The 22,252-nt window shown below is 54.1% G+C and carries 15 protein-coding genes, 1 tRNA gene and 3 rRNA genes; 11 read left to right on the top strand and 8 right to left on the bottom strand.

The genetic code is table 11. The features are described 5' to 3' along the window. Positions 1 to 10 precede the first annotated feature (10 nt). The 9 genes from prmA to GSQ70_RS07720 all read left to right on the top strand — a co-directional run bounded on the left by prmA (position 11) and on the right by GSQ70_RS07720 (position 8,990). Positions 11 to 892, top strand: coding sequence for a 50S ribosomal protein L11 methyltransferase (gene prmA, locus GSQ70_RS07760; RefSeq protein WP_158782015.1), 882 nt, complete (start codon positions 11 to 13; stop codon positions 890 to 892). Between the two features lie 127 nt (positions 893 to 1,019). Next, a complete protein-coding gene (locus tag GSQ70_RS07755; protein WP_158782014.1) occupies positions 1,020 to 1,757 on the top strand; it encodes a carbonic anhydrase in 738 nt (245 codons plus the stop codon). Positions 1,758 to 2,074: 317 nt separating this feature from the next. Continuing rightward, a complete protein-coding gene (gene dusB / locus GSQ70_RS07750) occupies positions 2,075 to 3,040 on the top strand; it encodes a tRNA dihydrouridine synthase DusB (RefSeq protein WP_158782013.1) in 966 nt (321 codons plus the stop codon). Between the two features lie 24 nt (positions 3,041 to 3,064). After that, the gene (gene fis, locus GSQ70_RS07745; protein ID WP_000462905.1) at positions 3,065 to 3,361 is read left to right on the top strand and encodes a DNA-binding transcriptional regulator Fis; all 297 of its coding nucleotides are present in this window, start codon (positions 3,065 to 3,067) and stop codon (positions 3,359 to 3,361) included. Positions 3,362 to 3,560: 199 nt separating this feature from the next. Further along, positions 3,561 to 4,481, top strand: coding sequence for a kdo(2)-lipid IV(A) palmitoleoyltransferase (gene lpxP / locus GSQ70_RS07740; protein ID WP_158782012.1), 921 nt, complete (start codon positions 3,561 to 3,563; stop codon positions 4,479 to 4,481). Between the two features lie 347 nt (positions 4,482 to 4,828). Then, positions 4,829 to 5,854 carry an amino acid ABC transporter substrate-binding protein gene (locus GSQ70_RS07735; RefSeq protein ID WP_158782011.1) on the top strand — a complete coding sequence of 342 codons (1,026 nt, stop codon included), beginning with the start codon at positions 4,829 to 4,831 and terminating at the stop codon, positions 5,852 to 5,854. Positions 5,855 to 5,922: 68 nt separating this feature from the next. Then, on the top strand, positions 5,923 to 7,101 hold the full coding sequence (locus GSQ70_RS07730; protein WP_158782010.1) for an amino acid ABC transporter permease: 1,179 nt from the start codon (positions 5,923 to 5,925) through the stop codon (positions 7,099 to 7,101). Positions 7,102 to 7,116: 15 nt separating this feature from the next. Next, positions 7,117 to 8,217 (top strand): amino acid ABC transporter permease, encoded by a 1,101-nt coding sequence (locus tag GSQ70_RS07725; protein WP_158782009.1) that lies wholly within the window; start codon positions 7,117 to 7,119, stop codon positions 8,215 to 8,217. A gap of 8 nt (positions 8,218 to 8,225) precedes the next feature. Beyond that, positions 8,226 to 8,990: an amino acid ABC transporter ATP-binding protein gene (locus GSQ70_RS07720; RefSeq protein WP_158782008.1), complete on the top strand. Its 765-nt coding sequence runs from the start codon at positions 8,226 to 8,228 to the stop codon at positions 8,988 to 8,990. Between the two features lie 117 nt (positions 8,991 to 9,107). Here the strand turns inward: GSQ70_RS07720 and rrf are convergent. The 8 genes from rrf to pepQ form a co-directional block, all read right to left on the bottom strand. Next, positions 9,108 to 9,223 (bottom strand): 5S ribosomal RNA (gene rrf, locus GSQ70_RS07715). A 225-nt stretch (positions 9,224 to 9,448) separates the two neighbouring features. Further along, positions 9,449 to 12,354, bottom strand: a 23S ribosomal RNA gene (locus tag GSQ70_RS07710). Between the two features lie 227 nt (positions 12,355 to 12,581). Beyond that, a tRNA-Glu gene (locus GSQ70_RS07705) sits at positions 12,582 to 12,656 on the bottom strand. Between the two features lie 91 nt (positions 12,657 to 12,747). Further along, positions 12,748 to 14,287: ribosomal RNA gene (locus GSQ70_RS07700) — 16S ribosomal RNA — on the bottom strand. Together the 16S, 23S and 5S rRNA genes with 1 tRNA gene alongside form the textbook arrangement of a ribosomal RNA operon. Before the next feature lie 404 nt (positions 14,288 to 14,691). Continuing rightward, complete coding sequence (hemG, locus tag GSQ70_RS07695; RefSeq protein WP_158782007.1) at positions 14,692 to 15,228, bottom strand: menaquinone-dependent protoporphyrinogen IX dehydrogenase; 537 nt, start codon at positions 15,226 to 15,228, stop codon at positions 14,692 to 14,694. 18 nt (positions 15,229 to 15,246) lie between these two features. Next, a complete protein-coding gene (trkH, locus tag GSQ70_RS07690) occupies positions 15,247 to 16,698 on the bottom strand; it encodes a Trk system potassium transporter TrkH (RefSeq protein WP_158782006.1) in 1,452 nt (483 codons plus the stop codon). Positions 16,699 to 16,728: 30 nt separating this feature from the next. After that, the gene (locus GSQ70_RS07685) at positions 16,729 to 17,340 is read right to left on the bottom strand and encodes an IMPACT family protein (RefSeq protein WP_158782005.1); all 612 of its coding nucleotides are present in this window, start codon (positions 17,338 to 17,340) and stop codon (positions 16,729 to 16,731) included. Beyond that, entirely contained in the window at positions 17,340 to 18,671 is a 1,332-nt protein-coding gene (pepQ, locus tag GSQ70_RS07680) for a Xaa-Pro dipeptidase (RefSeq protein WP_158782004.1), read from the bottom strand. The genes GSQ70_RS07685 and pepQ overlap by 1 nt, the downstream gene beginning before the upstream one ends. A 187-nt stretch (positions 18,672 to 18,858) precedes the next feature. On the opposite strand from pepQ, the gene fadB reads away from it, so the two are divergent. Continuing rightward, positions 18,859 to 21,045, top strand: coding sequence for a fatty acid oxidation complex subunit alpha FadB (fadB, locus tag GSQ70_RS07675; RefSeq protein ID WP_158782003.1), 2,187 nt, complete (start codon positions 18,859 to 18,861; stop codon positions 21,043 to 21,045). Positions 21,046 to 21,055: 10 nt separating this feature from the next. Then, complete coding sequence (fadA, locus tag GSQ70_RS07670; protein ID WP_158782002.1) at positions 21,056 to 22,219, top strand: acetyl-CoA C-acyltransferase FadA; 1,164 nt, start codon at positions 21,056 to 21,058, stop codon at positions 22,217 to 22,219. The last annotated feature ends 33 nt before the right edge of the window (positions 22,220 to 22,252 follow it).

Below are 22,252 nucleotides of genomic sequence, written 5' to 3'. Positions count from 1 at the left end.
GAGAATCGCAATGCCCTGGATACAAATGAAAATTAACACTACCGGCGCTCAGGCTGAAGAACTGGGCGACGCACTGATCGAGAACGGAGCTGTCTCGGTCACATTCCAGGATACGCATGATAACCCGGTGTTCGAACCTTTGCCGGGGGAAACGCTCCTGTGGGGTGATACCGACGTGATTGGCCTGTTCGATGCAGAAACCGAGATGCCAGAGGTGATTGCAGGCCTTGCGCTGCACCCGCTACTGGGCCAGGGCTTCCGTCATAAAATTGAGCAGATTGAGGACAAAGACTGGGAACGTGAGTGGATGGATAACTTCCATCCGATGCGTTTTGGACAGCGGCTGTGGATCTGCCCAAGCTGGCGTGACGTGCCGGACCCGGACGCAGTTAATGTCATGCTGGATCCGGGCCTGGCATTCGGTACGGGTACACATCCGACAACGGCCCTGTGCCTGGCGTGGCTGGACGGCCTGGACCTGACGGATAAAACGGTCATCGACTTCGGCTGTGGCTCAGGCATCCTTGCTATTGCAGCCCTGAAACTGGGGGCTGCCAGGGCGATTGGTATTGATATCGACCCGCAGGCCATTCAGGCCAGCCGCGACAATGCCCAGCGCAATGGCGTCTCTGACCGTCTGTCCCTTTACCTGCCTCACGAACAGCCTGACAACCTCAGTGCTGATGTGGTGGTCGCCAATATCCTGGCTGGCCCGCTGCGCGAACTGGCCCCTTTAATCAGCATTCTGCCTGTAGCAGAGGGCCATCTGGGCTTATCAGGCGTGCTTGCCAGCCAGGCCGACAGCGTTTGTGAAGCTTACGAAGAGAAGTTCGTGCTCGACCCGGTCGCCGAAAAAGAAGAGTGGTGCCGTATCACCGGAATTCGCCGTTAACTGAACAGCCCTTATTGCACATAAGGGTTGATGCTTTTCCTGCCAGATATCCTTATAATTCGCATGCGTATTATTTCGCAGATCCCGGGGTCAGAAAAGGTCCCGGCTTATAAGGATATAAAGGATTATGAAACTCAAGACATTAGCCATACTGCTTTCACTGGCAGCGGCATTACCAGCAGTAGCTTCCACACAGCCACACTGGGCATACGAAGGGAAAGGCTCTCCGGAACACTGGGGAGAGATAAGTGATGAGTTCCAGACCTGTAAAACGGGTCAGTACCAGTCCCCTGTCGACATTAAGCATGTTATTGACGGCAAGCTCCCCCCGCTGGGCCTCAATTTCCGCACCGATACTGAATCCATTGTCAACAATGGACACACCATCATGGTCGACGTACAAGACAGTGATGACTTCATGCTGGATAATGATCGTTTCGAGCTTAAGCAATTCCACTTCCATACCCCCAGCGAAAACCTTATTGCCGGGAAATCTTATCCACTGGAAGCTCACTTTGTTCACGCCAACAAAGCGGGAGAGTTGACTGTGGTGGCCGTAATGTTTGAAGAGGGGGCCGAGAATGAGGCTCTCAACCCGCTTATTGCTGCCATACCGGCTCAACTAAACCACGAAGTGAAAATGGAAAAGAGCATTGATCTGGCGAAACTGTTCCCTGCTGATGAGCACTATTATCGTTTCAGCGGCTCGCTGACCACACCTCCCTGCACAGAAGGTGTTCGCTGGCTGATATTGAAGCAACCGGTAACGCTTTCAGCACAGCAGTTGCAGGCATTCCAAAAAGCACTAAAACACACCAATAATCGTCCATTGCAGCCTCTGCATGGTCGGGTGGTTGTCGAATAATTATCCTGGCTTCAGCGGGTTTGCAGCGCGCTGAAGCCCTGTTTGCTCCCATTCAGAGCGGACCATGTACCGTTTTTGGAGCAAAGTAACGTGATTTATGTTGTTAACTTGCTCACAAAAAAAGAAAAATATTTGTTCATAATTCCACCGTAAATATTCAAGTAGTTGTTTATTAAGTAATTTTATTCTTATATCAATGCGGATTACTGCTCTCATTGATCTCTCAGGGCGAATTGTTCAAAGTTTGGCCTTTCATCTTCCCTGAAAAATGCGTAATATACGCCGCCTTGCGGACACACTATGGTCACTTTTTTTTCATGCGCATAGGAAACCACCAGCTTCGCAATCGCCTGATTGCAGCGCCAATGGCCGGGATAACCGACAGGCCTTTCCGAACTCTTTGCTATGCAATGGGCGCTGGTATGACCGTATCTGAGATGTTGTCGTCAAACCCTGAAGTCTGGGCCAGCGACAAATCGCGACTGCGCATGGTACACAGTGACGAGCCCGGTATTCGTACCGTGCAGATTGCAGGTTGTGACCCTGAAGAGATGGCCGGAGCCGCACGCATCAACGCCTTATCTGGTGCGCAGGTGATCGATATCAACATGGGATGTCCGGCTAAAAAAGTGAATCGTAAGATGGCGGGCTCTGCCCTGTTGCAGCACCCTGAGCTGGTGAAGTCTATCCTCTCGGCGGTGGTTAATGCAGTGGATGTGCCTGTCACGCTGAAGATTCGCACCGGCTGGGACGCGGACAACCGCAATTGTGTAGAGATTGCCCAATTGGCTGAACGCTGTGGTATTCAGGCCCTGACCATTCACGGACGCACTCGCGCGTGCTTGTTCAACGGCGAAGCTGAATATGACAGCATTCGGACAGTTAAGCAGAACGTTTCCATTCCCGTCATCGCGAATGGAGACATAACTGACCCGCATAAAGCCAGAGCCGTACTCGACTATACGGGGGCTGATGCCCTGATGATAGGACGTGCGGCTCAGGGAAGACCGTGGATCTTCCGGGAAATCCAGCACTATCTGGACACTGGGGAGCTGCTGGCACAAATGCCACTGGCTGAGGTAAAGCGCTTGCTCATCGGGCACTTACGGGAACTGCACGACTTTTACGGTCACGGCAAGGGATACCGTATTGCCCGGAAGCACGTCTCCTGGTATCTCCAGGAGCATGCCCCAAACGACCAGTTTCGGCGCACATTCAACGCCATTGAGGATGCCAGCGAACAGCTGGAGGCGTTGGAGGCATACTTCGAAAAACTTGCGTAATAGAAATAAAGAGCTGACAGAACTATGTTCGAACAACGCGTAAATTCTGACGTACTGACCGTTTCAACCGTTAACTCACAGGACCAGGTGACCCAAAAGCCTCTGCGTGATTCGGTCAAACAGGCACTGAAGAACTATTTTGCTCAACTGAATGGTCAGGATGTAAATGACCTGTATGAGCTGGTTTTGGCTGAAGTAGAACAGCCTCTGTTGGACATGGTGATGCAATACACCCGTGGCAACCAGACCCGTGCAGCTCTGATGATGGGTATCAACCGCGGCACGCTGCGTAAGAAACTGAAAAAATACGGCATGAACTAAGTTTCGGTTCATTGTGATGGAGGCGCTACGAACTGTTAGCGCCTTTTTTATGGCCGCGATCTGGACAGAATTGTCTTGATTGTGTAAAAAAACGACGTGGGTGCCAACTTCCGGACAATAATGTTGTCACACCTCCTGTATCGCAACAGATTAAGTTCTTTATGCGCTACATCTCACATGCACGCATAAAGAGAGATATATGAAGGCTTCACCCCGTTTTACCCGCAGCTTAATGCACCCACGTTACTGGATAACCTGGGCCGGACTGGGGCTCCTGTTCCTGCTGGTACAGCTCCCTTTTCCTTTCCTGCAAAAGCTCGGCACCTGGATGGGCCGCACTTCAATGCGCTTTCTCAAGCGCCGCATTCGCATTACCCGTCGTAATCTTGAGCTCTGTTTTCCGGATATGCCAGCTAAGCAGCTGGAGTTACGTATTGTCCGTAACTTCGAGTCGCTGGGTATGGGACTGCTGGAGACAGGGATGGCCTGGTTCTGGTCAGATCGCCGGGTAAAACGCTGGTTTACTGTCAATGGGCTGCACAACCTAAAAGCGGCTCAGGACGGTGGACAGGGTGCGCTGATTATCGGCGTACACTTCATGTCACTTGAGTTAGGCGGCAGAGCGATGGGGCTTTGCCAGCCGATGATGGCGATGTACCGCCCGCACAACAACAAGCTGATGGAGTGGGTGCAGACCAAAGGTCGTATGCGCTCAAACAAAGCGATGATTAATCGCCGTGATTTGCGTGGCATGGTCCAGGCATTGAAACAGGGAGAAGCCGTGTGGTTTGCTCCAGACCAGGATTACGGCCCCAAAGGCAGCGTCTTTGCGCCTCTTTTTGCCGTGCCGCAGGCCGCTACCACCAGCGGAACCTGGATGATTGCCCGTATGGCCAAGCCCGCGATGATCACCGTGGTACTGATCCGTAATGAAGACGGCAGTGGCTACGAGCTGGTGATTCAGCCCGAGCTGAAGGACTATCCGATCAGCGATGAACAGCAGGCCGCTGCTTACATGAATAAAGTGATTGAACGCGAGATCATGCGTGCGCCCAATCAGTATATGTGGCTCCACCGCCGTTTTAAGACCCGCCCGGACGGCGGTACGTCGCTCTACTGAGTTCCCTCTCCCCTTATCAAAGCCAGCTCACAAATCTCCGAGTTGGCCCCTCATCTTATTTAACATCACCTTAACAATAATTGCACTTCAGCTCACATTGCTTCCATATAGTGAAACTATTTGCACCCTTTGTGACCAATCATAGTGTTTTTGCACCTGTTTAGTGCGCGATATTAAGCAAACTTTCAAAATGCTTCTAATTATTAGCAAAGCTTTCCAATAAATTCAGGACTCTGCAATTTTGGCACTCCCTTTGCAAAGTCGTGGATGGCTCACGCCACAGACAGGAAATAGTGCACCACAGCGTGCATTAAACATAAAAACGATTTCGCCACACAGGATGCTTTATGAAAAAAATGATGCTCTCCACTTTGGTTGCCGCTGCAGCGCTGTTTGCGGTTGCGAATCAGGCCCATGCCGGCGCCACCCTGGATGCCATTAAAAAGAAAGGTTTTGTGCAATGCGGTATCAGTGATGGTCTGCCGGGCTTCTCTTTTGCTGATGCCAGCGGCAAATTCAGCGGTATCGATGTGGATGTTTGCCGTGCGGCGGCGGCTGCCGTTTTTGGTGATGCTTCTAAAGTTAAATACACCCCGCTGACAGCGAAAGAGCGTTTTACCGCACTGCAGTCTGGCGAAGTGGACATTCTGTCCCGTAATACAACCTGGACTTCCGCCCGCGACGGCGGCATGGGCTTTATCTTCGCTGGCGTTAACTACTATGACGGCATCGGCTTCCTGACCCACCAGAAAGCGGGCCTGAAAAGTGCTAAAGAGCTCGACGGTGCTACCGTATGTATTCAGGCCGGTACCGATACTGAGCTGAACGTAGCTGACTACTTCAAAGCCAACAACATGCAGTACACCCCGGTGACCTTCGACCGCTCTGACGAATCAGCCAAAGCACTGGATACCGGCCGTTGTGATACGCTGGCCTCCGATCAGTCTCAGCTATATGCCCTGCGTATCAAACTGGGCAAACCAAACGAATTCATCGTGCTGCCAGAAGTGATCTCTAAAGAACCTCTGGGACCTGTCGTGCGTCGTGGTGATGATGACTGGTTTACCATCGTTAAATGGTCTCTGTTCGCTATGCTGAATGCGGAAGAGATGGGTATCACTTCTAAAAATGTTGACCAGATGGCCGCCAAACCAACCACCCCGGATATGGCACACCTGCTGGGCTCAGAGGGCGACTTCGGTAAAGACCTGAAGCTGGACAATAAATGGGCTTACAACATCGTTAAGCAGGTTGGTAACTATCAGGAAGTCTTCGACCGTAACGTCGGTAAAGACAGCCAGCTTAAAATCGCCCGTGGCCAGAACGCGCTCTGGAACAAAGGCGGCATCCAGTACGCTCCGCCAGTACGTTAATTCCCACCGTTTACAGGGCACCGGTTCGCCGGTGCCTTCGTCAGAATTTTCGTGACTGAGGTTTCATCATGTCTCAACGCCCATCCGTAAAAAGGGATATTTCCTTCAGCAATCCTGCGGTGCGCGCCTGGTTTTACCAGATCATTGCGATTGTCGCGGTATTAGGCGTGGCGGGGTATCTGATCCACAATACCGTCATCAACCTGGCCAGCCGCGGCATTACTTCCGGTTTTGGTTTCCTTGAACGTAGCGCTGGCTTTGGTATCGTTCAGCACCTGATTGACTACAGCGAGGGGGATACCTATGCTCGCGTGTTTCTTGTCGGACTGACTAATACCCTGCTGGTTTCCGCTCTCTGTATCGTTTTTGCTTCCTTCCTGGGCTTCTTTATCGGCCTGGCGCGCCTGTCAGATAACTGGCTTTTACGGAAACTCTCAAATATCTATATCGAAACGTTCCGTAATATTCCGCCGTTGCTGCAGATCTTCTTCTGGTATTTCGCCGTCTTACGTAACCTGCCGGGTCCACGCCAGGCGGTGAACGCTTTCGATTTAGCTTTTGTCAGTAACCGGGGTCTCTATATTCCCTGGCCACAGTACGCTCCAGGTACCTGGCCATTCATCATCGCTTTGCTGCTGGCTGCCGCCGGCAGTGTTGCGCTGTTTCGCTACAACCGCTCATATCAGCTAAAGACAGGCCAGCTCAACCGAACCTGGCCTGGCTCAATTGCCATGCTGATTGTGTTCCCGGTGATTGCCCACCTGATATCCGGGGCGGCAATGCATTGGGATGTCCCACAGCTTCGTGGCTTTAATTTCCGTGGCGGCTTCGCCCTGATCCCGGAACTGGCGGCGCTGACGTTGGCGCTGTCGATCTATACCTCTTCGTTTATCGCGGAGGTGATCCGCTCCGGCATTCAGTCCGTTCCTTATGGACAACATGAGGCGGCACGCTCACTGGGTCTGCCTAATCCGATAACCCTGCGACAGGTCATCATACCGCAGGCAATGCGGGTAATTATCCCACCGTTAACCAGTCAGTATCTGAATATCGTGAAAAACTCCTCGCTGGCGGCAGCGATTGGTTATCCCGATATGGTCTCACTGTTCGCCGGGACGGTACTGAACCAGACGGGGCAGGCCATTGAGACCATTGCTATCACCATGGGCGTCTATCTGGTTATCAGCCTGCTGATTTCGCTGTTAATGAATATCTATAACCGCAAAATCCGCCTGATTGAGCGCTAAGAGAACGGGATTATTATGACTTTAGCTACTCACGAAACCCCGCAGGTGCCGACAACTATACTGTCTCGCACCGTCAGTTGGGCAAGAAAAAATCTGTTCTCAAGCTGGGGTAACACACTTCTGACGCTGTTCTGTCTGTGGGTTCTCTGGGCCGTTATTCCTCCTGCGCTGAACTGGCTGATCTTCCAGGCCAACTGGATTGGATCGACGCGGGCAGACTGTACCAAAGAAGGTGCCTGCTGGGTATTTATCCATGCCCGCTTCGGCCAGTTTATGTACGGATTGTATCCGCATGAGCTGCGCTGGCGTATTAACCTGGCACTGGTGATTGGTCTGCTTTCCATTGTGCCGATGTTCCTGAAGATCCTTCCCCGCCGGGGCCTTTATATTGCCGTCTGGGCGGTCGCCTATCCGGTGATCGTCTGGTTCCTGCTGTATGGCGGTTTTTTCGGGCTGGAGCGTGTGGAAACCCGTCAGTGGGGTGGTCTGACCCTGACGCTGATTATCGCCTCGGTGGGGATCGCCGGTGCTTTACCTCTGGGAATTTTGCTGGCCCTGGGCCGTCGCTCCACGCTACCGGTGGTTCGCACTCTGTCGATTATCTTTATCGAATTCTGGCGTGGTGTTCCCCTGATCACCGTGCTGTTTATGTCCTCGGTGATGCTGCCTCTGTTTATGTCAGAGGGGAGTACTATCGATAAGCTGATCCGCGCGCTGGTCGGCGTTATCCTCTTCCAGTCTGCTTACGTGGCGGAAGTGGTGCGCGGCGGTCTGCAGGCTCTGCCTAAAGGCCAGTACGAGGCGGCTGAATCTCTGGCGCTGGGTTACTGGAGAATGCAGGCACTGGTGATCCTGCCGCAGGCGCTGAAACTGGTTATCCCGGGGCTGGTCAACACCATCATCGCCCTGTTCAAGGATACAAGCCTGGTGATCATTATCGGGCTGTTTGATCTCTTCAGCAGCGTGCAGCAGGCCACGGTTGACCCAACATGGCTTGGTATGTCAACCGAGGGCTATGTCTTTGCCGCTCTGGTTTACTGGATTTTCTGTTTTAGTATGTCGCGCTACAGCCAGTATCTGGAAAAGCGCTTTCACACCGGGCGTACACCGCACTAAGGCTTAAAATGACTGAATCACTGATTAAACAATCCGACGACGCGATGATGATTACGCTGGAAAACGTGAACAAATGGTACGGGCAGTTCCACGTATTGAAAGATATTAACCTGCAGGTGAAACCACGCGAGCGTATCGTTCTCTGTGGCCCTTCAGGTTCCGGGAAATCAACGACCATCCGTTGCATTAATCATCTTGAAGAACATCAGCAGGGACGCATTGTGGTGGACGGTATCCATCTGAATGATGATCTCCGCAACATTGAACGAGTGCGCACTGAAGTGGGGATGGTGTTTCAACACTTCAACCTGTTCCCGCATCTGAGCGTACTGCAGAACTGCACGCTGGCTCCAATCTGGGTGCGTAAAACGCCGAAGAAAGAAGCTGAAGAGCTGGCAATGCACTATCTGCAACGTGTTCGCATAGCCGAACATGCACATAAGTTCCCGGGGCAACTTTCGGGGGGTCAGCAGCAGCGTGTGGCTATCGCCCGTTCACTGTGTATGAAACCCAAGATCATGCTGTTTGATGAACCCACGTCGGCTCTCGATCCGGAGATGGTTAAAGAAGTGCTGGATACCATGATTGGTCTGGCAGAAGACGGAATGACCATGCTTTGCGTTACCCATGAAATGGGCTTTGCGCGCACCGTGGCAGATCGGGTGATCTTTATGGATCGCGGTGAGATCGTGGAACAGGCTCCGCCGCAGGAGTTCTTCTCTAATCCTAAGTCAGAACGTACCAGAGCTTTCCTTTCTCAGGTTATTCACTGAGTTCATTCCCTCCAAAGCCCTGGTCATCCGGGGCTTTTACCTTTTTAAAGGGTTCCCGTACGATATATACAAAACAAAAAGGCCACCCGCAGGGGTGGCCTTTCTGTTTTATTTGATGCCTGGCAGTTCCCTACTCTCGCATGGGGAGACCCCACACTACCATCGGCGCTACGGCGTTTCACTTCTGAGTTCGGCATGGGGTCAGGTGGGACCACCGCGCTACAGCCGCCAGGCAAATCTTGGTGCCGTCCTGTGTCTTTCGTGCAGATACTGCGTTGCCTGCGCTGGTAAGCTCAGTCACATACCCTCGTATGCTCCTTCCCTCACTGCACTTGCCGCCTTCTCTCTGCGCAAAATCCTTCGGACATCAGTCCGCAGAACAGCTAAATTCTTATCCGGTTCAGGCTGAAAATCTCTTTTGCGTCTCTCAGACGCCACCAGAACGCTTCTGGCGTTGTAAGGTTAAGCCTCACGGGTCATTAGTACCGGTTAGCTCAACGCATCGCTGCGCTTACACACCCGGCCTATCAACGTCGTCGTCTTCAACGTCCCTTCAGGGGCCTCAAGGGCCCAGGGAGAACTCATCTCGAGGCAAGTTTCGCGCTTAGATGCTTTCAGCGCTTATCTTTTCCGCACTTAGCTACCGGGCAGTGCCATTGGCATGACAACCCGAACACCAGTGGTGCGTTCACTCCGGTCCTCTCGTACTAGGAGCAACCCCTCTCAATTCTCCAGCGCCCACGGCAGATAGGGACCGAACTGTCTCACGACGTTCTAAACCCAGCTCGCGTACCACTTTAAACGGCGAACAGCCGTACCCTTGGGACCTACTTCAGCCCCAGGATGTGATGAGCCGACATCGAGGTGCCAAACACCGCCGTCGATATGAACTCTTGGGCGGTATCAGCCTGTTATCCCCGGAGTACCTTTTATCCGTTGAGCGATGGCCCTTCCATTCAGAACCACCGGATCACTATGACCTGCTTTCGCACCTGTTCGAGCCGTCACTCTCACAGTCAAGCCAGCTTATGCCATTGCACTAACCTCACGATGTCCGACCGTGATTAGCTGACCTTCGTGCTCCTCCGTTACTCTTTGGGAGGAGACCGCCCCAGTCAAACTACCCACCAGACACTGTCCCCACGCCGGATCACGGCGCCAGGTTAGAACATCAAACGTTAAAGGGTGGTATTTCAAGGTTGGCTCCACGCAGACTGGCGTCCACGCTTCAAAGCCTCCCACCTATCCTACACATCAAGGCTCAATGTTCAGTGTCAAGCTGTAGTAAAGGTTCACGGGGTCTTTCCGTCTTGCCGCGGGTACACTGCATCTTCACAGCGAGTTCAATTTCACTGAGTCTCGGGTGGAGACAGCCTGGCCATCATTACGCCATTCGTGCAGGTCGGAACTTACCCGACAAGGAATTTCGCTACCTTAGGACCGTTATAGTTACGGCCGCCGTTTACCGGGGCTTCGATCAGGAGCTTCTCCTTACGGATAACCCCATCAATTAACCTTCCGGCACCGGGCAGGCGTCACACCGTATACGTCCACTTTCGTGTTTGCACAGTGCTGTGTTTTTAATAAACAGTTGCAGCCAGCTGGTATCTTCGACTGCCTTCAGCTCCACCCGCGAGGGGTTTCACCTACCGGCAGCGTGCCTTCTCCCGAAGTTACGGCACCATTTTGCCTAGTTCCTTCACCCGAGTTCTCTCAAGCGCCTTGGTATTCTCTACCTGACCACCTGTGTCGGTTTGGGGTACGATTTGATGTTACCTGATGCTTAGAGGCTTTTCCTGGAAGCAGGGCATTTGTTACTTCAGCACCGTGGTGCCTCGTCATCACGCCTCAGCCTTAAAGCGTTCCGGATTTGCCTGGAACACCAGCCTACACGCTTAAACCGGGACAACCGTCGCCCGGCCAACATAGCCTTCTCCGTCCCCCCTTCGCAGTAACACCGAGTACAGGAATATTAACCTGTTTCCCATCGACTACGCCTTTCGGCCTCGCCTTAGGGGTCGACTCACCCTGCCCCGATTAACGTTGGACAGGAACCCTTGGTCTTCCGGCGAGCGGGCTTTTCACCCGCTTTATCGTTACTTATGTCAGCATTCGCACTTCTGATACCTCCAGCAGACCTCACGGTCCACCTTCGACGGCTTACAGAACGCTCCCCTACCCAACAACGCATAAGCGTCGCTGCCGCAGCTTCGGTGCATGGTTTAGCCCCGTTACATCTTCCGCGCAGGCCGACTCGACCAGTGAGCTATTACGCTTTCTTTAAATGATGGCTGCTTCTAAGCCAACATCCTGGCTGTCTGTGCCTTCCCACATCGTTTCCCACTTAACCATGACTTTGGGACCTTAGCTGGCGGTCTGGGTTGTTTCCCTCTTCACGACGGACGTTAGCACCCGCCGTGTGTCTCCCGTGATAACATTCTCCGGTATTCGCAGTTTGCATCGGGTTGGTAAGCCGGGATGGCCCCCTAGCCGAAACAGTGCTCTACCCCCGGAGATGAGTTCACGAGGCGCTACCTAAATAGCTTTCGGGGAGAACCAGCTATCTCCCGGTTTGATTGGCCTTTCACCCCCAGCCACAGGTCATCCGCTAATTTTTCAACATTAGTCGGTTCGGTCCTCCAGTTAGTGTTACCCAACCTTCAACCTGCCCATGGCTAGATCACCGGGTTTCGGGTCTATACCCTGCAACTTAACGCCCAGTTAAGACTCGGTTTCCCTGCGGCTCCCCTATACGGTTAACCTTGCTACAGAATATAAGTCGCTGACCCATTATACAAAAGGTACGCAGTCACACCACGAAGGTGCTCCCACTGCTTGTACGTACACGGTTTCAGGTTCTCTTTCACTCCCCTCGCCGGGGTTCTTTTCGCCTTTCCCTCACGGTACTGGTTCACTATCGGTCAGTCAGGAGTATTTAGCCTTGGAGGATGGTCCCCCCATATTCAGACAGGATACCACGTGTCCCGCCCTACTCATCGAACTCACAGCAGGTGCATTTTTGTGTACGGGAGTGTCACCCTGTACCCTGCGACTTTCCAGACGCTTCCACTAATGCACAAGCTGATTCAGGTTCTGGGCTGTTCCCCGTTCGCTCGCCGCTACTGGGGGAATCTCGGTTGATTTCTTTTCCTCGGGGTACTTAGATGTTTCAGTTCCCCCGGTTCGCCTCGCAACACTATGTATTCATGTTGCGATAGTGCAACGGATTGCACTGGGTTTCCCCATTCGGGTATCGCCGGTTGTAACGGTTCATATCACCTTACCGGCGCTTTTCGCAGATTAGCACGCCCTTCATCGCCTCTGACTGCCAGGGCATCCACCGTGTACGCTTAGTCACTTAACCTCACAACCCACAAGCGTCCCGCAGGACACGTTGTCAGCTGTAAGCATTTGAGAGACTCGAACATATCGTTGACTTCATTCTTATTACGGAGAATGAAAACGACATGTCGTTTCAATTTTCAGCTTGTTCCGGATTGTTAAAGAGCAAATATCTCAAACGTGACTCACCTTCCGGTAAACCAGTTTTGAGATACTGTTGGAGACATCTTTCACCTGTCACCAGGCAGGTGGCGTCCCCTAGGGGATTCGAACCCCTGTTGCCGCCGTGAAAGGGCGGAGTCCTAACCGCTAGACGAAGGGGACACTGAAAGTGTCACGGCTTCGCAGCCGTCCTGCTCGTTACTTTTCTATCAGACAATCTGTTGTGGACACTTCGGAGGAAGGTATCTTCAGGTAAGGAGGTGATCCAACCGCAGGTTCCCCTACGGTTACCTTGTTACGACTTCACCCCAGTCATGAATCACAAAGTGGTAAGCGCCCTCCCGGAGGTTAAGCTACCTACTTCTTTTGCAACCCACTCCCATGGTGTGACGGGCGGTGTGTACAAGGCCCGGGAACGTATTCACCGTGGCATTCTGATCCACGATTACTAGCGATTCCGACTTCACGGAGTCGAGTTGCAGACTCCGATCCGGACTACGACGCACTTTATGAGGTCCGCTTGCTCTCGCGAGGTCGCTTCTCTTTGTATGCGCCATTGTAGCACGTGTGTAGCCCTGGCCGTAAGGGCCATGATGACTTGACGTCATCCCCACCTTCCTCCGGTTTATCACCGGCAGTCTCCTTTGAGTTCCCGACCGAATCGCTGGCAACAAAGGATAAGGGTTGCGCTCGTTGCGGGACTTAACCCAACATTTCACAACACGAGCTGACGACAGCCATGCAGCACCTGTCTCACGGTTCCCGAAGGCACCAAAGCATCTCTGCTGAGTTCCGTGGATGTCAAGGCCAGGTAAGGTTCTTCGCGTTGCATCGAATTAAACCACATGCTCCACCGCTTGTGCGGGCCCCCGTCAATTCATTTGAGTTTTAACCTTGCGGCCGTACTCCCCAGGCGGTCGACTTAACGCGTTAGCTCCGGAAGCCACTCCTCATGGGAACAGCCTCCAAGTCGACATCGTTTACGGCGTGGACTACCAGGGTATCTAATCCTGTTTGCTCCCCACGCTTTCGCACCTGAGCGTCAGTCTTTGTCCAGGGGGCCGCCTTCGCCACCGGTATTCCTCCAGATCTCTACGCATTTCACCGCTACACCTGGAATTCTACCCCCCTCTACAAGACTCCAGCCTGCCAGTTTCAAATGCAGTTCCCAGGTTAAGCCCGGGGATTTCACATCTGACTTGACAGACCGCCTGCGTGCGCTTTACGCCCAGTAATTCCGATTAACGCTTGCACCCTCCGTATTACCGCGGCTGCTGGCACGGAGTTAGCCGGTGCTTCTTCTGCGGGTAACGTCAATCGGCAGGGTTATTAACCCTGCCGCCTTCCTCCCCGCTGAAAGTACTTTACAACCCGAAGGCCTTCTTCATACACGCGGCATGGCTGCATCAGGCTTGCGCCCATTGTGCAATATTCCCCACTGCTGCCTCCCGTAGGAGTCTGGACCGTGTCTCAGTTCCAGTGTGGCTGGTCATCCTCTCAGACCAGCTAGGGATCGTCGCCTAGGTGAGCCGTTACCCCACCTACTAGCTAATCCCATCTGGGCACATCCGATGGTGTGAGGCCCGAAGGTCCCCCACTTTGGTCCGTAGACGTTATGCGGTATTAGCTACCGTTTCCAGTAGTTATCCCCCTCCATCGGGCAGTTTCCCAGACATTACTCACCCGTCCGCCACTCGTCACCCGAGAGCAAGCTCTCTGTGCTACCGTTCGACTTGCATGTGTTAGGCCTGCCGCCAGCGTTCAATCTGAGCCATGATCAAACTCTTCAATTTAAGTTTGATTTGCTGAAACACGTTCAGCGATGCTCATCTGTAAAACGTCATAATGAATTTCATTATGTGTTCACTCGTGAGACTTGATATTTTTTACGTCCGGAGACGCTGATATCAATCCTGCGAGTGCCCACACAGATTGTCTGATAAATTGTTAAAGAGCTGTGCGACGCAGAGTGGCTGCCTGTCGCGAGGTGGCGTATATTACGCTTTCCTCTTTCAGAGTCAACCTCTTTTTCAGAAGTTTTCTCCGGCGGTTCAGCTTCCTGAACCTTTCAACCCGGTGGCCTGTAAGCCGTTGTTCCGTGTCGATGGAGGCGCATTATAGGGAGTTCCTGACCGCTGACAAGCGTTTATTGCAAATAAATGACTGACAGCGTCATTTTTCAACAAAGCGCCTTTTTTTACTGCGTTTTGCCTGATAATGCAGCAAATTCATGGGCAAACCGACCCACCTGCTCCCAGTCTGTGTAGTCCACTTCTTTTGTCGCATCCGTTTCGCCTCCGGTCATACGCATAATCAACTGGATCATGATGCGATCAAAGAACCCATAACGTGGGTAACGCAGCGCTCCAGCGAAAACCGCACAGCAGTCTGGCTCCCACGGAGAGTTCAGCAGGAACTTCCGCGTATAGGCGTTAGTTTGTGGAGTACGCTTTTCCGGTTTGCGGGCGGTAAGGTTCACCGAGAAAAAACCAGAGGGACGTTTACGCAGCTCCTGGAGATGAAGCTTTACGAACTTCACCACTTTTGGGTGGAAGTGACCATAGCGAATCGAAGCCCCAATCAGCACACGGTCGTATTTCGTCCAGTCAACCGCATTGGCATGCAGGATATTGACCAAATCGCACTCCTGCTGCTCTTTAAGCTGGTTAGCGATATAAGAAGCAATCTCGCGGGTCTGCCCGTCACGGCTGGAAAACAGAATTAACGCTTTCATATAAGAACTCAACTAAAGTTATTCGCGCCAGAAGGTCGGCGTGAACAGGACTAACAGCGTGAAGACCTCAAGGCGACCAAAAAGCATAGTCAGGATCAAAATCCATTTCGCCGTATCATTCATGGTAGTGAAGTTATCCGCCACCACCCCTAACCCCGGCCCCAGATTATTCAGCGTTGCCGCAACGGCAGCAAAGGCTGAAAAATCATCCACGCCGGTGGCAATAATCGCCAGCATACTCAACAGGAAAACCAGCGCATACGCTGAGAAGAATCCCCATACCGCCTCGAGGATACGTTCAGGCAGCGCCCGCTGCCCTAGCTTAATGGTATAAACCGCATTTGGGTGCACCAGCCGCTTCAGTTCGCGGTTACCCTGCTTGAACAGCAGCAGGATACGGATCACCTTCAGTCCGCCGCCTGTTGAACCGGCACAGCCACCAATAAAAGCGGAACAGAGCAGCAAAACTGGCAGGAATAACGGCCAGCGCGCGATGCTGTCCGTGGTGAAACCGGCTGTGGTCGCCATTGACACGACCTGGAAGAAGGCCTGATTAAGCGTTTGCAGCCCGGTACTGTAGACATCGTGGAACCAAAGCACCACGGTGCAGATGATCACCAGCGTCAGCTGCACGCCAATAAACATACGGAACTCCGGATCGCGCCAGTAAACACGAAGGCTGCGGCCACTCAGCAGGGAAAAGTGCAGGCCGTAGTTACAGCCGGAGATCAGCAGGAAAATGGCGATGATAGTATTAATCGTCGGGCTGTGGAAATAACCGATACTGGCGTCATGCGTGGAGAAACCGCCAATGGCGATAGTGGAGAAGCTATGCCCAATCGCATCAAACAGCGGCATTCCCGCCAGCCAAAGCGCCAGTGCGCAGATCACCGTCAGCAGCACATAAATCAGCCACAGTGTTTTAGCTGTCTCGGCAATACGCGGCCGCATCTTATTGTCCTTCAGCGGCCCCGGCATTTCGGCACGGTACAGCTGCATCCCCCCTACTCCGAGGATTGGCAGGATAGCCACCGCCAGCACAATGATCCCCATACCGCCCAGCCACTGCAGCATTTGCCGGTAGAACAGGATCGCTTTCGGCAACGAGTCCAGCCCCACCAGCGTGGTAGCCCCGGTCGTTGTCAGGCCGGAAAAGGATTCGAAGAAGGCATCGGTCACCGACAGGTTCGGATGCTCGGCAAAAATGAAAGGCATCGCCCCCACGCTGCCCAGCACCGTCCAGAACAGCACCACGATCAGAAAGCCTTCTCGCGGCTTCAACTCACGTTTCTGTTTGCGATTCGGCCACCACAGCAGCGAGCCGATCAGCAGTGCCATAAAGAAAGTCTGGGTAAATGCACGCCCGGCACCGTCACGGTAGATCAAAGCCACCAGCCCCGGAACAATCATGGTTCCCGAGAACAGAATGACCAGTAAACCCACGATGCGGGTAATGGCACGAAAATGCATGCAGCCGTTCCTTTCCTGACAGTAAATAGATTATTTGAGCGGAGCGAGGTGCAGCACCCCTCTGCTGAAGTCCGTGAGATTTTGCGTAAACCCGGCAACCTGTGCATGAGGCAGGGCCAGCGTCAGCGATACGCTTTGCAGAAATTCGCTGTGCTGCAGCTGACCGTGGAACCGGCCAATCATTCTTTCTATCTCCGACAGCTGAGCATAGTCGCAGCAGAGCGTAAACGTCAGCATCGGCACTTTTTGCAGACGGGGCAATATCTTCAATGCCTGCTGCACACCGCCACCATAAGCCTTCACCAGCCCACCCGTGCCTAGCTGAATGCCGCCATAGTAGCGAACCACCACGGCGGTGATCTCACCAATATTACTCCCCATCAGCTGGGCAAGCATCGGTTTGCCTGCCGTGCCTGAAGGCTCGCCATCATCGGAGAAGCCCAGTTGCTGAGAGTCCGCTGGCGAACCGGCCACCCAGGCCCAACAGTGATGCCGGGCGGTGGGGTGTTCGCTTTTTATCTGCTGTACAAAGGCGCGAGCCGCTTCCACACCATCAGTATGGGCTAACAGCGTGATAAAGCGGCTTTTTTTGATTTCCTCGCTGAAGCTGAACAGCTCCGCAGGGATGTCATAGGCGTCCATCAATCCAGCTTCAAATCCCGCGTCATATTTTCCACGCCCTGCTCGCGGACCACCACGTTATCCTCAATTCGGATCCCGCCATAAGGTTTCAGTGCGTCAATACGCGCCCAGTCGAAGTGCTGGCTGAATTTACCTTCACGCCATGGGGCCAGCAGCGAGTCAATAAAGTAGATACCCGGCTCAATGGTCAGCACCATGCCTGGCTCAAGAATGCGGGTGCAGCGCAGATAAGGATACTGCTGCGGCGCGGCCAGGTGCGTGCCATGGTCATCCTGCATAAACCCGGCGACGTCGTGTACCTGCAGCCCGAGCGGGTGGCCCACGCCATGCGGCATAAACGGCCCGGTCAGATCTTCCGCCACCAGCGCTTCTTCGCTCAGCCCTTTCACCAGTTGATGCTTCAGCAGCAGCTTCGCAATACGCTGGTGCATTTGCTGATGGTACTCGGTGTAGCGCACGCCCGCTTTCAGAGTGGCAATCAGCGCCAGCTCTTCTTCATTCATGTCTCTGACCAGCTGAGCGTACTCGCTGTCAGCTTTCGCGGCGTAGGTCCGGGTCAGGTCTGCAGCATAACCGTTGTATTCGGTACCGGCATCAATCAGGAAGCTGCGTGACTCTTCCGGCGGCAGGTGATCCAGTTTGGTGTAGTGCAGCACCGCAGCATGTTCATTCAGCGCAATGATATTGCCGTAAGGCACGTCGATATCACGGTGGCCGGTTGCACTGAGGTAGGCATTGTTGATATCAAACTCGCTCATGCCGGACAGGAAGGCCTCCTTCGCCGCACGATGACCGATCACCGCCGTTTTCTGCGCTTCACGCATGCAATACAGCTCGTAATCCGTTTTATAAGAGCGATGATAATGCAGGAAATCCAGCGCCCCTTTCGGATTGATCTGCTCAGCTTTGATCCCTAGCTGGGTTGCGCGTTCCGGCACGGGGCCGATATAGGCGATGTTCTGACGTTGAGCTGGCAGCAGCTGGCCGATCTCATCGGCTTTCTTCAGCGCCATGATGTCGATTTCATCCGTCCAGAAGCTTTGCGGCAGTGGCTCGACGTTATGCCAGTAATCCACCGGGGAGTAAAACCACAGCTTCGGCTTATTCACGCCATCCACCCACAGCCAGCAGTTCGGTACGGAGGTCACCGGCACCCAGGCTTTAAACTGCGGATTGACCTTAAAGGGATAGTCATGATCGTCGAGGAAAACCGTCAGCAGTTCTCCGGAGTGGATCAGCATGCCGTCCAGTTTAAAGCGGGCTAAAACCTGCTGCGCACGCGCCTGCAGCGTTTTGATATGGTCCTGATACAGGTTAACCAACGATTCCATCTCATTGCCTCCGTTAACACCAATTTGAGCGCATCTTATCACAGCCGTTTGCCCGATGCCGTTTTGCCGCGCCTGTGATCTTGTTTGCAAATAAGCAAAGTCTCGTTTGCAAATAATTAACATCCCTTCCACACTCCTGATCATCTGGTATGACCAGATCCTCTTATCGCGGCTTCAGGAGATTAACATGCTCTACCAAGGCGAAACTCTTATCTTGAACTGGCTGGACCATGGCGTCGCCGAACTGGTGTTTGATGCTCCCGGCTCGGTAAACAAGCTGGATACCCAAACCGTCGCCAGCCTGGGTGAGGCGATCTCAGTGCTCGAAACGCTGCCAGAGCTGAAAGCCGTGCTGCTCAGCTCGCGCAAACCGGCCTTTATCGTCGGGGCCGATATCACTGAATTTCTCTCGCTGTTTGCCGCCCCGGCGGAAAAACTTTCGCAGTGGCTGGCTTTTGCCAATGGCATCTTCAATCGCCTTGAAGATTTGCCGGTTCCGACCCTGGCGGCCATACAGGGCTACGCCCTCGGCGGCGGCTGTGAATGCGTGCTGGCTACCGATTTCCGCATCGCCACGCCGGATGCCCGCATTGGCCTGCCGGAAACGAAGTTAGGCATCATGCCCGGTTTTGGCGGCTCGGTTCGTTTGCCACGCCTGCTCGGCGCTGACAGCGCACTGGAAATTATCGCCGCAGGTAAAGATGTGGATGCGCAAAAAGCGCTGGCCGTCGGCCTGGTGGATGCGGTGGTCCCCGCCGAAAAATTGCGCGAGGCCGGGATCAAAATTCTGCTTGAGGCCATTGAAGGTAAGCAGGAGTGGCGCGCACGACGTCAGCCTAAGCTGCAACCGCTCAAGCTGAGCAAAATTGAAGCCGCAATGAGCTTCACCGTTGCCAAAAGCATGGTGTTGCAGACTGCCGGTAAACACTACCCGGCACCGATGACCGCAGTAAAAACCATTGAAGCCGCTGCCGGTCTGGGCCGCGACGAAGCGCTGAAGCTGGAAACTCAGGCTTTTGTGCCGCTTGCCCGTTCTGACGAAGCGCGGGCGCTGGTCGGCATCTTCCTGAACGATCAGGCGGTGAAGGCCAAAGCGAAAAAACTGACCCGCGAAGTGGAAACGCCAAAACAGGCAGCCGTGTTGGGCGCAGGTATTATGGGCGGCGGCATTGCTTATCAGTCGGCATGGAAAGGCGTGCCGGTGATGATGAAGGATATCAACCCGGCCTCACTGGAGCTGGGTATGAAAGAAGCCGCCAAGTTGCTGAACAAGCAGCTGGCGCGCGGCAAAATTGATGGCATCGCGCTTGCTGGCGTGATCGGCACCATCCAGCCAACACTGAGCTACGAAGGCTTTGAACGGGCGGACATTGTGGTCGAAGCGGTGGTAGAGAACCCGAAAGTGAAAGCCGCCGTGCTGGCTGAAACGGAAGGCCATCTGCACGAAGGGGCAATCCTGGCCTCCAACACGTCCACCATCCCTATCAGCCAGTTAGCAAATGCTCTCAAGCGCCCGGATAATTTCTGTGGCATGCACTTCTTCAACCCGGTGCACCGGATGCCGTTGGTTGAGGTCATTCGCGGCGAGAAAACGTCTGACAGCACGCTGGCGAAAGTCGTGGCCTGGGCCAGCAAAATGGGCAAAACGCCGATTGTGGTCAACGACTGTCCCGGCTTCTTCGTCAACCGTGTGCTGTTCCCCTACCTTGCCGGTTTCAGCCTGCTGCTGCGCGACGGTGCGGACTATCGCCAGGTGGATAAAGTGATGGAGAAACAGTTTGGCTGGCCAATGGGCCCGGCCTGGCTGTTGGACGTGGTAGGGATTGATACCGCACACCATGCGCAAAGCGTGATGGCGGACGGCTTCCCGGAAAGGATGAAGAAAGACTATCGCGATGCTGTGGATGTGCTGTTTGAGGCGAAACGCTTCGGACAGAAAAACCAGCTTGGCTTTTATCGTTGGGAAACTGACAGCAAAGGAAAACCGAAAAAGGTGGCCGACCCGGCGGTGGATGAGCTGCTGCAAAGCATCTGCAAGCCGAAACGGGTTTTCAGCGATGACGAGATTATCGCCCGCATGATGATCCCGATGATCAATGAGGTTGTGCGCTGCCTGGAAGAGAAGATTATTGCCACGCCTGCAGAAGCGGATATGGCGCTGGTTTACGGCCTCGGCTTCCCGCCTTTCCACGGTGGCGTGTTCCGCTATCTGGACACTCAGGGCAACGCCCGTTTCGTCAGCCAGTCCGAGTCTTTCAGCCAACTGGGCGCCCTGTATCTGCCTCCGGCCGGCCTGCGGGATAAAGCGCAGCGCGATGAGAGCTGGTATCCCCAGGTAGCGCCAATTGGCGATGCCACTTTAAAAACGGCGTGAGGATAAGAAGATGGAAAAAGTTGTCATTGTTGATGCCGTACGCACGCCGATGGGACGCTCCAAAGGCGGTGCTTATCGCCATGTCCGCGCGGAAGATCTCTCTGCCCATCTGATGCGTAGCGTGCTGAGCCGCAACCCGGCACTCGCCGCAGAAAGTCTGGACGATGTTTACTGGGGCTGCGTGCAGCAGACGCTGGAGCAGGGCTTCAATATTGCCCGTAACGCGGCCCTGCTGGCGGAGATCCCACACCGGGTGCCGGCCACTACGGTTAACCGCCTTTGCGGTTCTTCAATGCAGGCGCTGCACGATGCCGCCAGAGCGATTATGGTTGGCGATGCCAGTGCGTGTCTGGTTGGCGGCGTGGAACATATGGGCCACGTGCCGATGAGTCACGGGGTGGATTTCCATCCCGGCCTGAGCAAAACCGTGGCGAAAGCCGCCGGCATGATGGGCCTGACCGCAGAGATGCTGGCGAAGATGCACGGCATCAGCCGTGAAATGCAGGATGCATTCGCCGCCCGCTCGCACCAGCGCGCATGGGCTGCCACTCAGGCAGGGCACTTTGCCAGCGAAATTGTCGCCACCAGCGGTCATGACACCGACGGCGTACTGAAACGTTATGATTATGATGAAGTAATTCGTCCGGATACCACCGCTGAAGGTCTGGCGGCCCTGCGACCGGCGTTTGATCCGGTCAACGGTACGGTCACGGCAGCAAGCTCTTCTGCGCTGTCAGACGGTGCGGCAGCCATGCTGGTGATGAGTGAGTCCCGCGCCAGAGAGCTGGGCCTGAAACCCCGCGCTTATATCCGCTCTATGGCGGTAGTGGGCTGCGATCCGTCGATCATGGGCTATGGCCCGGTGCCTGCGTCAAAGCTGGCGCTGAAAAGGGCGGGTCTGAGCGTCAGCGATATCGACCTGTTTGAACTGAATGAAGCCTTCGCGGCCCAGACGTTGCCATGCATTAAAGACCTGGGATTAATGGACGTTCTGGATGAAAGGGTCAACCTGAACGGTGGCGCGATTGCGCTTGGTCACCCGCTGGGGTGCTCCGGCGCGCGCATCAGTACCACATTGTTAAATCTGCTGGAACGGCGTGACGCTCAGTTTGGCCTGGCGACCATGTGTATTGGTCTGGGTCAGGGGATAGCGACCGTCTTTGAGCGAATCTGATACGTTGACTGGAAGTTACACTGCTGTTCTTCC

Source organism: Pantoea sp. BAV 3049, from assembly GCF_009765445.1.
Taxonomy (GTDB): domain Bacteria; phylum Pseudomonadota; class Gammaproteobacteria; order Enterobacterales; family Enterobacteriaceae; genus Erwinia.
Note: the sequence above shows the minus strand (reverse complement) of the source record. Positions and strands in the feature narration are given on the sequence as shown.

Coding starts and splice junctions, on each gene's coding strand:
- fadA (WP_158782002.1), top strand. CDS start 21,056: ATGGAAAAAGTTGTCATTGTTGATGCCGTACGCACGCCGATGGGACGC.
- GSQ70_RS07735 (WP_158782011.1), top strand. CDS start 4,829: ATGAAAAAAATGATGCTCTCCACTTTGGTTGCCGCTGCAGCGCTGTTT.
- GSQ70_RS07685 (WP_158782005.1), bottom strand. CDS start 17,340: ATGGACGCCTATGACATCCCTGCGGAGCTGTTCAGCTTCAGCGAGGAA.
- fadB (WP_158782003.1), top strand. CDS start 18,859: ATGCTCTACCAAGGCGAAACTCTTATCTTGAACTGGCTGGACCATGGC.
- hemG (WP_158782007.1), bottom strand. CDS start 15,228: ATGAAAGCGTTAATTCTGTTTTCCAGCCGTGACGGGCAGACCCGCGAG.
- GSQ70_RS07730 (WP_158782010.1), top strand. CDS start 5,923: ATGTCTCAACGCCCATCCGTAAAAAGGGATATTTCCTTCAGCAATCCT.
- dusB (WP_158782013.1), top strand. CDS start 2,075: ATGCGCATAGGAAACCACCAGCTTCGCAATCGCCTGATTGCAGCGCCA.
- pepQ (WP_158782004.1), bottom strand. CDS start 18,671: ATGGAATCGTTGGTTAACCTGTATCAGGACCATATCAAAACGCTGCAG.
- GSQ70_RS07725 (WP_158782009.1), top strand. CDS start 7,117: ATGACTTTAGCTACTCACGAAACCCCGCAGGTGCCGACAACTATACTG.
- fis (WP_000462905.1), top strand. CDS start 3,065: ATGTTCGAACAACGCGTAAATTCTGACGTACTGACCGTTTCAACCGTT.
- GSQ70_RS07720 (WP_158782008.1), top strand. CDS start 8,226: ATGACTGAATCACTGATTAAACAATCCGACGACGCGATGATGATTACG.
- trkH (WP_158782006.1), bottom strand. CDS start 16,698: ATGCATTTTCGTGCCATTACCCGCATCGTGGGTTTACTGGTCATTCTG.
- GSQ70_RS07755 (WP_158782014.1), top strand. CDS start 1,020: ATGAAACTCAAGACATTAGCCATACTGCTTTCACTGGCAGCGGCATTA.
- prmA (WP_158782015.1), top strand. CDS start 11: ATGCCCTGGATACAAATGAAAATTAACACTACCGGCGCTCAGGCTGAA.
- lpxP (WP_158782012.1), top strand. CDS start 3,561: ATGAAGGCTTCACCCCGTTTTACCCGCAGCTTAATGCACCCACGTTAC.